Origin of the sequence: Streptosporangium sp. NPDC049078, from assembly GCF_040648855.1 — a bacterium.
GTDB lineage: Bacteria > Actinomycetota > Actinomycetes > Streptosporangiales > Streptosporangiaceae > Streptosporangium.
Map to the genome: position 1 here is coordinate 40,609 of NZ_JBEZEL010000002.1, position 13,800 is coordinate 54,408.

Here is a 13,800-nt window from a genome sequence, read left to right on the forward strand (position 1 = left end):
AGAGACCGTCCCGACCGCACGACCGGACACCGTCCACGGTCACCCCAGGCACCCCAGGCACCACCCCAGGCACCCGGGGCACTCCCGAAGTCTCGCTCACGTTCACCGCAGCACGAGCGCGCCGTCCGGTTCGAGGTCGACGCGTGACCCGAAGTTCCGGCCGACCCGGTCGAGAACCCCCCGCAGCCATTCGGAGTCCTCCTCCGAGGCGTGCTGGAGCCGCATCCGGCGGGCCCGCAGGGGCACCATCCGCAGACCGGTCAGGTGGCCCGAACCGGGCTCCACCGACGCGAAGTACAGCAGCCGCAGATCGTCCCGGTACTCCTCGTAGCCGGGGATGCCCTCGTAGTCGTCGACGAGGTCACCGCAGCCGTACAGGACGAGCCGATCCCGGTAGACCTCGACGGGCCGGGGGTGGTGCGAAGAGTGCCCGTGCACCACGTCGACCCCGCCGTCGACCAGCCGGTGCGCGAAGCGCGTCTGCTTCCGAGGGACGTGGTAGCCCCAGTTGGAACCCCAGTGGATGGAGACCACCGCGACGTCACCGGGACGCCTGGCCCGCCGTACCCGGTCGGCCAGCTCGGCCGCGGCGGCCTCCGACAGCTCGGGCACGAAATCGACCCCGGCCCGGTCCGGCGCCGCCGCCCATTCCGGCGGGACACCGCTGGACTCCGTCCCGCAGGCGAAGACCAGGACCCGCCCTCCCCCCGCCACGGGGACGACCGCCGGTCGCCTCGCCTCGCCCACCTCCCGGCCGGCCCCCACCGACCGCAGCCCCGCCCCGGCGAGGACGTCGAGCGTCTCCTCCAGCCCTCGTCGGCCGAAGTCCATGACGTGATTGTTCGCCAGCACGCAGGCATCGGGCCGGGCGACCGCCAGGCAGGGAAGGTTGGCCGGACTCATCCGGTAGTTCACGGCCTTCCCCGCCGCGAAGTCGTCGCTCCGGGTGACGCTCGTCTCCAGGTTCACCACCCGGACCTCCGGCGCGGCCTCCGCCAGCACCCGCAGGGCATCCCCCCACGGCCAGGAGAAGCCGACCGGCCAGGGAATCCGGCCGTTCGCCGCCTCCGCGAGATCAACGTAGGTCATGGCGTCCTGGACATGCTCCTCCCGCAGCGTCGGGTCACCCGGATGAGGAAGGATCTGATCGACGCCGCGGCCGAGCATGACGTCCCCACAGAGGAACAACGTCACCGGATCGGTACGCACACCTCCAGGCTAGGCGGCCCGCGTCCGCCGGTCACGGCGTACCGCCGACTCGCACACCGTTCCGGCGGAAAAGGACGGCCGGGACGTGCCAGGCCCCGCACCCGGCTCACGGGGCCGCCCCAGCGGCCGCGGCGGGAAACGCGGACACCGACAAAGGCCCGCATGCGGATCACGTCACCGCCGGACCCAGCGGAAGCGTGTACTCGATCGAACGACGTTCGATCCCGAACCCGGCGCGGGTGTAGATGCCGAAGGCCCCGGTCGGATTGTCGGCGTCCACCCCCAGCCCGGCCTTGTCGTACCCCTGCGCGCGGAAGGCGTGCAGGGCGTGCGCGAGCAGCGCGCTCGCCACCCCGCGGCCCCGCCACTCACGCAGGGTGCCGATGATCTGAATCCATGCCTCGCGGACCCCGGTCGCCTCGGTGTCGGCGTCGAAACAGTGGGTGAGCAGGATGCCCACGCTCTCCCCCGATGCGTCCAGCGCGACGAAGGACCCCTCCGCCCGGAACGCCCGCACCCCGACGATGGTGCGGCGCCAGGACTCCGGGGTGTGCCGAACGCTCCCCCAGTGGTCGACGAACGAGCGGTTACGCACCTCCCTGACGGCATCCTCAAGATCGTCCCGATAGGTGGCGATTGTGAGCCCGTCCGGCGGCGAGACCTTCGGCGGCTCGGCGCCCAGGTCGAGGGTCATCCCGTAGAACCACCGGACCGGCGTCATCCCCGCCCTCGCGACCAGCGCGAGCAGGCCCTCGTTGCGGCTGTCCACCTGGACGTGGAGTTCGAGCGGCCTCCCGGGAAAACGGCGCTCGTGCAGCACCGGGGTGTTGCCGATCGCCCACTCCAGCAGGTGTCCTCCCAGCCCACGGCGCCGACACTCCGGACGCACCCCACCCCACAGGTGCATCCGATGGACCGGCTCGGCCGAGGCCCGGACCATCGTCACCCCGTACCCGACCAGCCGGCCGGACTCCCACGCCCCCAGCGTGCCCTCGGCGGGATCGAGCCGCGGATCGGCGAGAAGCTCGGCGAGGTCGTCCTCGGACTCCCTCCCCCCGACCTGATCGACCTCGTCGATCGCCGCCAGCAACTCCGCCCACGCCCCGACGTCGCCCTTGGACAGCGGAGCCCACTCGAAGGTCATGGCCACCGAGCGTAGAAGCAGGCCACTTTCTCCGGCCACCCGTTTTCCTTCCGTTTCCCGTCGCCGAGTGCCGTCCTCCACACCCGGGATTCTCCGGATGAGGGCGGCCGGCGTGACGGGTGCAGATGGGGCGGCGTCTCAGCGTGAAATCACCCAGGCGGGTGTCCATGTCTCGGCGGTGTCGTGGCCGGCTGTGGTGGCGGCGAAGTGGGCGCGGAGCGCGGCCAGTGCCGGGTGGGGGTTGATGTGGTGCCACAGGAGGGAGTGCGGGTAGACGGGCGTCGGGTCGGTTACCGGGATACGGCGCAGGCCGTGGCCGGTGGGCCAGACCAGGCGGGTGTGTTCGCCCATGAAGGTGGCCAGGGCCGGGGTGTCGGCGATGGTGTCGAGAAGCGCGTCGGAGCCGAAGTTGGGGCCGGTCGCCTCGATGGTGAGGCCGAACTCGGCGACAAGGTCGTCGTAGTAGGCGGCCCACTCGGTCCCGGGGACGATGCCGGGCATCCAGATCCGGTGCCCGGCGAGCTGGGCGACGGTCACCGACCGGGCGTCGGCCAGCGCGTGGGCGGGCCCGGTGAGGAGCTGGAGCGGCTCGTCGAGCACCCGGACGGACTCGATGCCCGCGGGGAGAGGCCGGCCGGGCATGGCGACGGCGCGGAAGGACGCGTCGATCGCCTCGGCGGCGAGGGCGGCGACGGCCGCCTCGACATCGGACAGCGTCACCACGTCGAGCTCGATGTCGGGGTGCGCGCGGTGGAAGTCGCGCATCAGACCCGACGGCGCGGTGCGCGAGGCGATCACATCCACGCGCAGCGGACGGCTGCCGGGGCGTACGGAGGCGACCGCGCGCTCGGTGACGCGCAGCAGCTCCCGGGCGTGGGGCAGGAACGCCTGCCCGTCGATGGTGAGCCGGGCTCCGCGCGCGGTGCGGGTGAACAGCCGCACCGCGAGGTCCTTCTCCAGCCCGGCGACGCGCTTGGAGACGGCCTGCTGGGTGATCGACAGATCCGCGGCGGCGTCCTGGAACCGGCCGGTGTCCACGACGGCGACGAACGTGCGCACGGCATCGAAATCCAACACCCGCCTGACCATATCCAACAACCGGCTGTTGTGCGGTTCCGGCCAGACAGTTGTTTGACCTGCCCTCCTGCTCCCCGCTTTGATCCCACGAGTCAACAGATGGTTGCCCTCAGGAGATGGCGAGGCGCGCGGTGGGAAGGTCGCCCGGTCGGCGGTTCGGATGGTTCTGGGCCGCGTACGCGGCGAGCACGTTCGGTACGTGGCTCGCGTTCGACGCGTTCGCCCTGATCGCGATTCTCGCCCTGGACGCGGGGCCCGCCGAGGTGTCGGCGCTGGCCGCGGCGGGACTCGCGGTCGGGGCGGTGGTCGCGGTGCCGCTCGGGCCGTGGGTGGAGTTCCGGCGCAAACGGCCGGTGATGATCGCGATGGACCTGATCCGGTTCGCGGCGCTGATGAGCGTTCCCGCCGCCTACCTGCTCGACCGGCTGAGCCTCGCCCAGCTCCTGGTCGTGGCGGTCGTCGTCGGTGCCGCCGACATCGCCTTCACCGCCGCGAGCGGAGCGTGTCTGAAGGCGCTCGTCCGCCCCGAGGACCTGCTCGTCGCGAACGGCCGGCTGGAGGCCACGACCTGGACCGCCACCGCGCTCGGGCCACCGCTCGGTACCGCCGCGATCGGACTGGTGGGCCCGGTGGCGAGCGTCGCGGCCAACGCGGTCAGCTTCCTGCTGTCGGCCGCCGGGATCCGCGCCATCGGCGGACGGGAGCCACGCCCCGCGCGAACCGCCACCTCCTCCCGCCCCGGAGCCGGCGACCTGCTGGAGGGCTGGCGGCACATCCTCGCCGCCCCGGCGCTGCGCCCGCTGTTCTTCAACACCGTCCTGGTCAACGGCCTGATCATGGCGGCCTCACCGCTGCTCGCCGTCCTCATGCTCGGCGACCTCGCCTTCACCCCCTGGCAGTACGGCCTCGCCTTCGGCGTCCCCTGCGTCGGCGGCCTCATCGGCTCGCGACTGGCCCGCCCACTCCTCGCCCGGTTCGGACACCACAGGGTCATGCTCACCGCCGGGACGCTGCGCGCGTGCTGGCCGCTGGGACTGGCCTTCGTCCACCCCGGCCCCACCGGGCTCCTCCTCGTCATCACCGTCGAACTCGGACTGATCACCTGCATGGGCGTGTTCAACCCGGTCTTCGCCACCTACCGGCTCCAGCAGCTCCCGCCGGACCGGATCGCCCGCACCCTGGCCGCCTGGTCGATCACGAGTAAGGCCACCATCGCGACCATGACCGGCGCATGGGGCCTGCTGGCCGGCCTCACCGGCCCCCGCACCGCGATCGCGATCGCCGGACTCCTCCTCCTGACGACCTCGCTCCTGCTGCCCAGAAACGACCGCACACCCCACCCCAACGACACCGGCCGGACTCCCCAGAAAAGGCGGACACTCGCATGAGCACCATCCCCGCGCTCGACCCCGCACGCACCGCCCTGCTCGTCATGGACTATCAGCGCTGCTCCCGGAGAGCGAGAGCGAAGCCCTGCTGGGACGCATGGAAAAGGCCATCGCCGCCGTTCGTACCGGCGGCAACCTCCGCCGGAGGAGGGCCGGATAGGGTGCCGTTGTGGATCTGGACGTCATCCGGCGCGGCATCGACGCGCTCCGCGAGTACGACACGGACCTCGACCTCTTCGGCGCCCGCGAGCACCGCTACCGGTTCGAACCACCGCTCGACGAGGCCACACTGGAGGACGTCGAGACGCGGATCGGGGTCCGCTTCCCCGCCGACTACCGCGCGTTCCTGACCCGGCTCGGCAACGGCGGCGCCGGCCCGTACTACGGGGTGCACGGGGTGCGGCCGGACGCCTCCTGGACGCGGTTGGGCCCGTTCCCCTTCACGAAGGAATGGGAGCCGCCCACGGACGACGAAGGCTACGACGAGGCCATGGAGGCCGCCTTCGAGGGACTGCTGCCGGTCTCCGAGCACGGCTGCGGCTACCGCTCCCACCTCGTCGTCAACGGCCCCGCGGCGGGCCAGGTCTGGGGCGACTGGACATGCGTCGGCGAGGCACTCGCCCCGCAGGCCGAGTCGTTCGGCGCGTGGTACCACGGCTGGCTGGAGGCTTCACTGCGCGAGGTGCTGAGCGAGCGGATCGAGGCCACCGTACGCGACGAGACCGGCTGGAACGTCGACCGGCGGTTGCTCGGCCTCCTCCCGCCACCGCTCGTCGGCGGTGACGAGAAGCCGGAGGTGCAGGTCCCGCGACTGGTCCGCCGTGCCTACCTCGCCCTCTACGAACGCCGCACCGACGACGCCCGCGACCTCCTCGCCCAGGCCCGCGCGGTCGGCGCCGAGGGCGACCACGAAGCGGCGCGCCTCGCGCTCGCGCGGGCCGTGCTCCTGCGCGAGGAAGGCAGGATCACCGACGCCCTGACCACCGTGGAACACGCGATCCCGCGAAACGGCTGGTGGTACGACAGGTCGTGGCTGCACCGCCTGCGCGTCGAGCTGCTGCTGACGCAGAATCGGCTGGACGACGCGCACGCGGCGACCGAGGAGCACATCGCCCGCTGTCCCAACGACGACTTCGGCTACGTACGCCGCGCCCTCCTTCGGGTGCTGACCGACTCCCCCTCGGCCGCCGAGGAGGTCCTGCGCGCCGATGCCCCACTCGGAAGGGGAGTCCGATCGGCGGGCCACCCCCGTCCCGCCGACCGCACCCCCGTCGCGCTACGGCTCCGTGCCCGGCGCCTGGCCTGGGAGTGCCGCCGCTGGGGACACGCCGCTGACGCCCCCCGCTTCGACGCGATCGCCGCTCACTGACCGAGCGACTGAAGACTTGACCCGGCCATGCGCCCCCGGCGCGGAGCCGAACTGTGCCAGGCCGTCGCGTGAGCCTGCCGTCTCGGTGATGTTCGTCAGTGGAACCGATGGCGATGATCTGCCTCAGGCTCGAATCGCCGTCACCGATAGTGACGATCTACAAGGCGACGACGTCTGCGACAATCACCACCCCTCAATCACTCTTCGCTTTCGAATGACGACTCACTGAAATGTCGTAGCGGCCCGGCACACTGACGTCCGACACGGGAGGTGGAGCCATGGCACGGGGCCTGGGCAGGAACACGGTCCGGCAGACGCTCGGGCTCAGCGTCTGGGAGATCGAGCTCGCGGCCACGACAGGCCTGCTCCGGCGCCTTCCCGACCGGACTTTCGACCCCGTCTCCGTCAGGGCGGCCGAAGCCGACATCGAGCACTTCCGGCAACTACTCGCCGCGGAGCGCCGCTGCACCGTCACCGAGGCATCGGCCAGGCTCGGTGTCTCGTCCGACCGCTTCAAACGGATCATCGCCGCTACCGGTCTGGCACCGGTGGCCACCGAGGAGATCAGGAAGTACGGCCGGATCCTCACCGTCCGCTACTACCGCGCCGCCGACGTGGACGCTCTGGCCGACCACGTCCACGCGGACACCGAGCTACGCGCCGCCGCGCGAGCGGTCTCCCGTTCCGATGCCGCGAGAAAGGCCGCCCAGACCCGCAAGCTGAACCTCGAACGCGCCGTCGCGGCCCGCGCGGAGCTAGAGACGATCAAACCCGCCTTCGACGCGGACTGCGTGCGGGTCCTCCTGTGGACCGCTGCGCTGATGACCGTCGCCGACATCTGGCCAGGACCGCTCAGCCCCATTCGTCGTATGACGGACTCCCGCATCCCACCGCTCACCGAGATCCTGCGCGATGCCCGCCTCTCTCGCACCGACCTGGAGGCGATGCTCGCCGAATTCACCCCGAGATCAGCGGAGCTCGTACCCCTCCTGGTCTCTCCCAAGGACGCGGAACGGGAGCTGGGCGTGCCCGTTGAGATGATCCCGGCCGAGCTGCCCCGCTTCGGCGACCACCTGCTCGCTTCCCTCCTCCGCGAGGCGGTCTCCTCACCCCCTCCCTGGCTGCTGCGGGCGCGGGCGGAGGTGGAGTTGCGACGAGCCGTCCAGGCGGAGGAGCAGCATGCCGCCGAAGAAGCCTCCCGGCAGCGCCGCGCCGAGCAGGCCGCCGTCGACCAGGCCGCCCGAGTGGCCTCCCGGCTGTCCGACGAGTCCGTGGCCGAACTGTTCGGCATACCCGCCGACGTGCTCCGGCGGCTCCGCCCGGCCGGCGGCCGTTGGACGGCCGACCACGTCGCGAGGCTGCTCAGGAAAACCCCGCCGTGGCTGCGAGACGAGTCCGCCGCCCGAGCGGAGGCCGACCGCCGTCATCACCGCGAGGCCGACCGCCGCCGTCACCGCGCCGAACGGAAAGCCGCCCGGCGGCTCTCCTGGCGCGTTCTCTGGGCCGAGGCGCTCGGTGTCTCCCTCGACCGGGTCCCCGGTTCGGTCGGCCGCCCCACCCGCGCGGCGATCGAAGCCGCCAGACGAGAGCCGCCCCGCTGGGCGCGCGAGACACCACCCGACTGAAACCTCCGTTCTCATGAGCCGCCGTAGCCTCCCGAAGCGATCGAGAACCATCGCCGAACCCGGCTCCATGGTCGGAAGTCGGCTGCCCCGAGTCCACCGGGGCCGTGCACTCCGGATCCTGGGTCGTCGAACCCGAACACCACGAACGAACCTGCCTGGAGACCTACCTCTTCCTCACCGGACGCATGAGCGGCCGGTTCATCGACCACCAGTGGCTCGCCGAGGACAGAACCCTCTACACCATCCCGCTCAGCGGGTAACGACGCTCTCGCCGATGCCGCACATCGACATCAGGGTTCAACTCGACGGTTCTGTGCCAAGCGGGTATCTGCCCTTTCACGGCGAGGACTGGAAAACGATCATGCGTCGGCGGGCCGGTGAAGATGACTCTTCTTGTGGCTTTTGCCGGCCGATGCTCGGGTCAGCTCTCCGGGTGCACCATGAGAAGGACGGCGCGATTGTGCACGGCGTGACCTAGGTACAGGTGCGAGCGAGCGGCATCGAACCGGATCGAATCGCCTTCGGCCAGATCGGTGGGGGAATCGGCGGGGCCGATGGTGACGCGTCCGTGGGTGAGAACGAGGCATTCCTCGACACCGGGCAGGTGAGCCTCGGAGTGCTGGGTGCTCCGCCCGATGGCGATGTCGTAGACCTCCACGGTGCCGCGCAGCCTGATGCGGTGGAGAAGGCGCGCGCTGACCGCGTCGCCCTCGACCTGCGGCCGCCTGTCACCGGCGCGTACCACCTCGACCGCCGAGGCGGGCGTTTCCAGCAACTCGCCGAGGGATGCCTTCAGCTCGGTGGCCAAGGCCCACAGGGTGCTCAGGGTCGGGTTGCCCTGGCCCTGTTCGATGCCGTGCAGCGTGGTCTTGCTGATGCCGCTGGCGGACGCCAGGTCGGCCAGCGACATCCCGGCCGCCGTGCGCAGCCGGTGCACGTTCTGCCCAACCACGTGCGTAAGATCCATGCGTATCAGCTTAGTGGTATGTCTGTACCAGTAAAGTGGTCGAACTCGGAGGCGACATGACGGTGACGCGGCTGCGTGACATCCCGGGTATCGGTGTGGACACCGTTGGTGACGCGGCCGACGCCGCAGGCGACCCGGAGTTCTTGCGACTGGAGAATCTCGACACCGACCTGCGTCCGCCCGCCGTTGCCATCGCCGCCACGCATGCCGCCGTCGACGACGACGCGGCCAACAGCTATCTGCCGTTCCAGGGGCATCGCTCCCTTCGTACGGCTGCCGCGGCGCACGTCGGGCGCATCTCAGGGCGCCGCTATGACGCCGACACCGAGTGCGTCAGCGTGGCCGGCGGGCTCAACGGCATCCTCAACACGCTGCTCGCAACCGTGGAACCCGGGCAGGAGGTCGTGCTGTGTGACCCCATCTACGCCGGCCTGGTCAATCGGATCCGGCTCGCCGGCGGCATCCCCCGCTTCGTCCCCGCACAGCCCACCGCGGACGGCTGGACCATCGACGCCGAACGACTCGCCGACGCCGTCGGCCCCAACACGGCGGCGGTCCTGATGATGGGACCGGCGATGCCGACCGGCCTCGTCCTGGACGACCACCACTGGTCCGCCCTCGCTGACGCCTGCGAACGCCACAACGCTTGGTTGATCTACGACGCGGCCATGGAACGGATCCGCTTCGACGGCCGCCCGCCCAGCCACCCGGCGGCCCACGAGGGCCTGGTACAGCGCACCATCACCGTCGGTTCGGCCTCCAAGGAACTGCGGCTCATCGGCTGGCGCGTCGGGTGGGTCGTCGGCCCCGCCCCCATCATGGCCGACATCCGCCTCGTCGGCTTGACCAACGTCGTCTGCCAGGTCGGCCTGGCCCAGGAAGCCGTGGCCGCCGCACTGGACGCACCCGACGCCGACGCCGATGTCGCCGCCGCCACCGCCGAATGGCAACGGCGCTGCGAGACGGTCCTGGACCAGCTCGCCGCCTACCCTGCCATCCGGCCGCACGGCGGCTGGTCACTCCTCATCGACACCAGACCCCTGGAGCTGACCGCCCTCGAACTGTCCCAGCGCCTGTTCGACCGGGCGAAGATCGCAGCCACCCCCATGGACGGCTGGGGCCCCAGCGGGGGGCACTACCTGCGGCTCGTGTTCGCCAACGAACCCGTCGAACGCCTCACCGACCTCGGCGATCGATTCCGCCGGGCCCTCCGATGACAGGCCGGAAGGCGCCCCCGCAAACGGAGCACGGCCCGTCCCGCCACGGAGGCGGGACGGGCCGTGCGGTGGTCAGGGCCGTTACGGAGTGGCCTTGTCGGGGCGCTCGGAGATGCGGATGGCGTTGACGATGGGGTCACCGATCCGCTTGGCGAACCGTAGGTTGAGCTGGCCGTCGGTGACCTTCACCGTGTACTGCCGGGTGACGGCGGTGTAGGTGCCGGACTCCAGGGCCAGGTCCAGCGCGGGGATCGCGAGCTCGCCCTCGACGATGACGTCGAAGACGCGCTTGCCCGGGGCGGTGTTCCGGGTGTCGGCGAAGCCCAGTTCGACGGTGTAGGTGCCGTTGGGCACCTGGTCGAACCGGTACTCCAGCATCGCCTCGCGGGCACTCTTGAACAGTGTCTGCTCGGTGGTGCCCGTGATCGTCTTATTGGCCGTGCTCGTCTTCGTGCCGCTGCCGACATAGCCGTAGCCGCCGGTGGCGTGCTTCCGGTCGGCGCTCCAGCGGTCCCCGGCGGCGTCGACGACGTCCTTGGTCCCGCCCACCTCGACGGCGACCTGGAGCTTGGGCACCACAACCACCACGGTGATCTCCAGCTGCGGGTTACGGCCGCTCGCCGAGCGCACCAGCAGCTTGCCGGTGCGGACGGTGCCCGGCTGGACCCCCGAACTGGAGGCGGTGACCTTCAACGTCGCCGCCTGGCCCGAGCCGAGCTGTCCTGCGGCGGGCGTCACGGCCAGCCAGCCCTGGGCGGGATCGGTCACCACGGTGTAGGCCGTGGCGCCCCCCAGATTGGTCAGCTCGACCGTGCCGGTCCTGGTGGCCCCGGCCGGCATCACCAGGGTCAGCTCGCCGACCGAGGCCGTCACCTGGCCGGTGGCCAGGGCCGTGTCGACCCGGGTCAGGGCTCCGGAGGTGACGGTGACCTCCTGGGTGAAGGTCCCGTAGTTCTCCTTGGAGACCTCGACCGGGTAGTCCCCCACCAGGACCTGCCCGAGGAACGTGCCGTCGGCCCCGGTGGTGAAGGTCGCCACATCGCCCACCTTCACCGTCGCACCCGCCAGCGGCTTGCCGTCGTTGGCGTCGGTGACGGTGCCGGCCAGCATCCCGTGCCGGCTCGCGACGAAGGTCAGGCTCTGACCGTCGGCGAGGGCGGCGCTGTTCGTGGAGTACTGCAGCGCGTCGGTGCCACTGGCGTTCTCAATGCCCACCGTGGCACTGTTCCCGGCGGCCCGCTCGCTGCTGATCCCCTTGTAGCGGAACCCGATGGAACCGTCCTCGCCGAGCAGCGCCGAGAACGAGATGCGCAGGCCTGCGTCGGAGTAGAACCGGGCGTCGCGCCATTCGATGACGAAGGTGCGCTTCGGCGCGGTCCCGACGGTGGCGGTGTAGACCCCGGCCTGGGCGTCCAGCACCAGGTCGTCCCAGTAGGGGTAGATCGCCGCGTTGGGCGCCGCGGTGGAGGGCAGCGATCCGTTGCTCGCCGCGGTGCTGCTGGCCGCGAAGCTCAGGAGCCCGTTGCTGCTGATCCAGCCGGCCGTCTGGCCGGCGCCGTAGAAGGGGAAGGTGAACGGCAGCGTGATCGGCTGGGCCACGTCGTCGCCGGTGATCGTCTGCTTGACGGTGCCCGCGACGTACGCCTCGCTCCCGCTGGTGCAGGTGTAGCCGAAGGAGTCGGTGCGGCGCGGCAGTTCGATGTTCTTGGTCAGGTCGCCGTTCAGCGTGATCGCCACGGTGAGGCCGCTCGCGCACCGGGAGAGCGGAGTGGTCTTGAGCTCGTAGCCACCGTTCGGCAGCGTGAGCTCGTACCGCCCCGCGGCGTCGGTGACCGCGCTGACCGGGGTGCCCACCGCGACGACGGTGGCGCCCACCTCGGGGGCTCCCCCGGCGGTGACCGTTCCGGACACCGTACCCAGGGGCTGCTGTGTCAGCGCCACGTCCTTGGTGGTCGTCTGGTCGGCCACGACGGTGGCCGTCGCGGTGGCGTCGCCGTACCCGAACTTCTTGACGGTGATCTGGTAGTCGCCCTCCAGCAGGCGGGGCAGTGTGTACGTCCCGTCCTGCGCGGTGGTGACCGTACGGCTCAGCGGCCCGGTGACGGTGAGGGTCGCCGAGGCCACCGGTGAGTCGCCGGCGGTGACGGTGCCCCGCAGCGCGCCGAGCGCCCCGGCGGGAGCGGCCTGGACCGCCGCGAACGTGTCGAGCCGGCCCTCCCCCCAGATGTTGTTGTCCTCGGCGGTGCCGCCGCACCGCGTGTCGTTGACGTCGATCGCGGTCCGGTCGAGCAGTTCCCGGGTGGAGGCGATGTCGCCCTGCAGGGCGGGAGAGGCCGACCACATCAGCGCCACGGTGGCCGCCACGTGCGGGCTGGCCATCGAGGTGCCGGAGAAGGCGCCGTATCCGCCGGGTACGGACGAGCGCACGTTGACGCCGGGCGCGGCGAGGTTGGGCTTGATCTCGCCGTTCTCGCCGGTGCCCCGGGTGGAGAAGCTCGCGATGGCGTTGCCGACGTCGAACGCGCCGGCGCTGTAGCTGGAGCCGTACTGTCCGGGCGAGCCGCTGGAGTTGCATCCCGCGCCGGTGACGTTGCCGTTGGAGAAGGCGGGGAAGATGCCCGCCGCGACCCACGCCTCGACGACCTCCTTGTACCAGGGGTCGAATCCGGCGCCGCCCCAGGAGTTGTTGACGATGTCGGGTGCGAGGTCGGGGCGCGGGTTGGCGCCGTTCAGGTCGGTGGGCGCGAGCACCCACTGCCCGGCGGCCAGCAGCGAGGCGTCGGAGCAGTTGTTGGTCTCACAGCCCTTGGCGGCGATCCACTTCGCACCGGGAGCGACGCCGATGGTGTTGGCGGCCTCACTCCCGACCATGGTCCCCATGGTGTGGGTGCCGTGGTCGTTGTTGTCGCACGGCGCGTCGCTCGGGCATACCCCCGCCGGGTCGAACCAGTTGTAGTCGTGGTCGACGCCGCCGTCGGCCCTCTTGCCGCGATACTGGGCGGCCAGCGCGGGATGGTCGAACTGCACACCACTGTCGATGTTGGCCACGACGATGCCCTCGCCGCGGGTGTCCAGCTCGCTCCAGACCCTGGGTGCGTTGACCCGGTCGATGTTCCACTCGACCGCGTCGACCTTCGCCACGTCCCTGCCCGGCAGCGGCTCGGGCAGTTTGACGACGCGGCCGGGCTCGATCCGCTCCACTTCGGGCAGGTCGGCGATCTCCGCGGCCAGTTTGGCGTCGCCGGTCACCTGGACGGCGTTGGCGATCCAGAACGGGGTGAAGTCGGCGTGCTGGGCGGTGAGGAGCTTACGCAGGCCCGCTTGCGACCTCGCGGCGAGGTCGGTCTTGGCCTGGAATACCTGCTTGGCCTTTTCGATCTTGGTCTTCGCCCGACGAGCGGCACTGAGGTCCGCGTTGCTCTTCAGACGTACCCAGAAGGTGGCCTTGTCGTCCGCGGAAAGGTCCGCCAGGACCGACTCCTCGATCTTCTGGGGTACGGGCGCGGCCTGGGCCGCCCCCTGAGGGAGCATGAGCGTAAGGGCGACGACGGTCCCGGTCAGGACCGTCCGCCAGTGCCGGGGGGTGTTTGACACACGATCTCCTTCACGCCGGGCGGGGTTGTCCCGCCGGGGAAAGTGACATGGCATGTGCATGATCTTTACAGACCATGTCAAGAATCGTGAATGGATCTTGTTGTTTTTTCAAGTACTTGACACGTTAAAAAGGGGATATGTCAGAAGAATTAGTGCGGGAAGCCGGTGCCCGCCTACCGGGAGGCCACCTGGCCGGGGAGAACGTCGAGA

The 13,800-nt window shown here is 70.7% G+C and carries 10 protein-coding genes; 5 read left to right on the top strand and 5 right to left on the bottom strand.

Annotated features, from left to right (window positions below; all coding sequences use genetic code 11):
- Window positions 1–102 precede the first annotated feature (102 nt).
- From AB0B90_RS03045 to AB0B90_RS03055, 3 genes are all read right to left on the bottom strand, one after another.
- Complete coding sequence (locus tag AB0B90_RS03045) at window positions 103–1,209, bottom strand: CapA family protein (RefSeq protein WP_362920434.1); 1,107 nt, start codon at window positions 1,207–1,209, stop codon at window positions 103–105.
- A 169-nt stretch (window positions 1,210–1,378) separates the two neighbouring features.
- On the bottom strand, window positions 1,379–2,353 hold the full coding sequence (locus AB0B90_RS03050) for a GNAT family N-acetyltransferase (RefSeq protein ID WP_362920436.1): 975 nt from the start codon (window positions 2,351–2,353) through the stop codon (window positions 1,379–1,381).
- A gap of 138 nt (window positions 2,354–2,491) precedes the next feature.
- Window positions 2,492–3,430, bottom strand: a complete 939-nt coding sequence (locus AB0B90_RS03055) for a LysR family transcriptional regulator (RefSeq protein WP_350944314.1) — start codon at window positions 3,428–3,430, stop codon at window positions 2,492–2,494.
- A gap of 116 nt (window positions 3,431–3,546) precedes the next feature.
- On the opposite strand from AB0B90_RS03055, the gene AB0B90_RS03060 reads away from it, so the two are divergent.
- The 4 genes from AB0B90_RS03060 (at window position 3,547) to AB0B90_RS03075 (ending at window position 8,072) form a co-directional block, all read left to right on the top strand.
- Window positions 3,547–4,818, top strand: a complete 1,272-nt coding sequence (locus tag AB0B90_RS03060) for an MFS transporter (RefSeq protein WP_362920438.1) — start codon at window positions 3,547–3,549, stop codon at window positions 4,816–4,818.
- A 169-nt stretch (window positions 4,819–4,987) separates the two neighbouring features.
- On the top strand, window positions 4,988–6,187 hold the full coding sequence (locus AB0B90_RS03065) for an SMI1/KNR4 family protein (RefSeq protein WP_362920440.1): 1,200 nt from the start codon (window positions 4,988–4,990) through the stop codon (window positions 6,185–6,187).
- A gap of 278 nt (window positions 6,188–6,465) precedes the next feature.
- Window positions 6,466–7,812: a hypothetical protein gene (locus AB0B90_RS03070; protein WP_362920442.1), complete on the top strand. Its 1,347-nt coding sequence runs from the start codon at window positions 6,466–6,468 to the stop codon at window positions 7,810–7,812.
- Window positions 7,813–7,916: 104 nt separating this feature from the next.
- A complete protein-coding gene (locus AB0B90_RS03075) occupies window positions 7,917–8,072 on the top strand; it encodes a hypothetical protein (protein WP_350944321.1) in 156 nt (51 codons plus the stop codon).
- Window positions 8,073–8,233: 161 nt separating this feature from the next.
- Here the strand turns inward: AB0B90_RS03075 and AB0B90_RS03080 are convergent, their stop codons facing one another.
- Window positions 8,234–8,779: an XRE family transcriptional regulator gene (locus AB0B90_RS03080; RefSeq protein WP_350944322.1), complete on the bottom strand. Its 546-nt coding sequence runs from the start codon at window positions 8,777–8,779 to the stop codon at window positions 8,234–8,236.
- Between the two features lie 56 nt (window positions 8,780–8,835).
- Here AB0B90_RS03080 and AB0B90_RS03085 point away from each other — a divergent pair, with 56 nt between their 5' ends.
- Window positions 8,836–9,996: a pyridoxal phosphate-dependent aminotransferase gene (locus tag AB0B90_RS03085; RefSeq protein ID WP_362920445.1), complete on the top strand. Its 1,161-nt coding sequence runs from the start codon at window positions 8,836–8,838 to the stop codon at window positions 9,994–9,996.
- An 81-nt stretch (window positions 9,997–10,077) separates the two neighbouring features.
- Here AB0B90_RS03085 and AB0B90_RS03090 read toward each other — a convergent pair whose 3' ends face one another.
- Complete coding sequence (locus AB0B90_RS03090) at window positions 10,078–13,590, bottom strand: S8 family serine peptidase (RefSeq protein WP_362920447.1); 3,513 nt, start codon at window positions 13,588–13,590, stop codon at window positions 10,078–10,080.
- Window positions 13,591–13,800: the final 210 nt, after the last annotated feature.

Bases quoted from the DNA above. Each gene is read 5' to 3' on its own strand.
- AB0B90_RS03050 (WP_362920436.1), bottom strand. From the start codon at position 2,353: ATGACCTTCGAGTGGGCTCCGCTGTCCAAGGGCGACGTCGGGGCGTGG.
- AB0B90_RS03060 (WP_362920438.1), top strand. From the start codon at position 3,547: ATGGCGAGGCGCGCGGTGGGAAGGTCGCCCGGTCGGCGGTTCGGATGG.
- AB0B90_RS03070 (WP_362920442.1), top strand. From the start codon at position 6,466: ATGGCACGGGGCCTGGGCAGGAACACGGTCCGGCAGACGCTCGGGCTC.
- AB0B90_RS03080 (WP_350944322.1), bottom strand. From the start codon at position 8,779: ATGGATCTTACGCACGTGGTTGGGCAGAACGTGCACCGGCTGCGCACG.
- AB0B90_RS03085 (WP_362920445.1), top strand. From the start codon at position 8,836: ATGACGGTGACGCGGCTGCGTGACATCCCGGGTATCGGTGTGGACACC.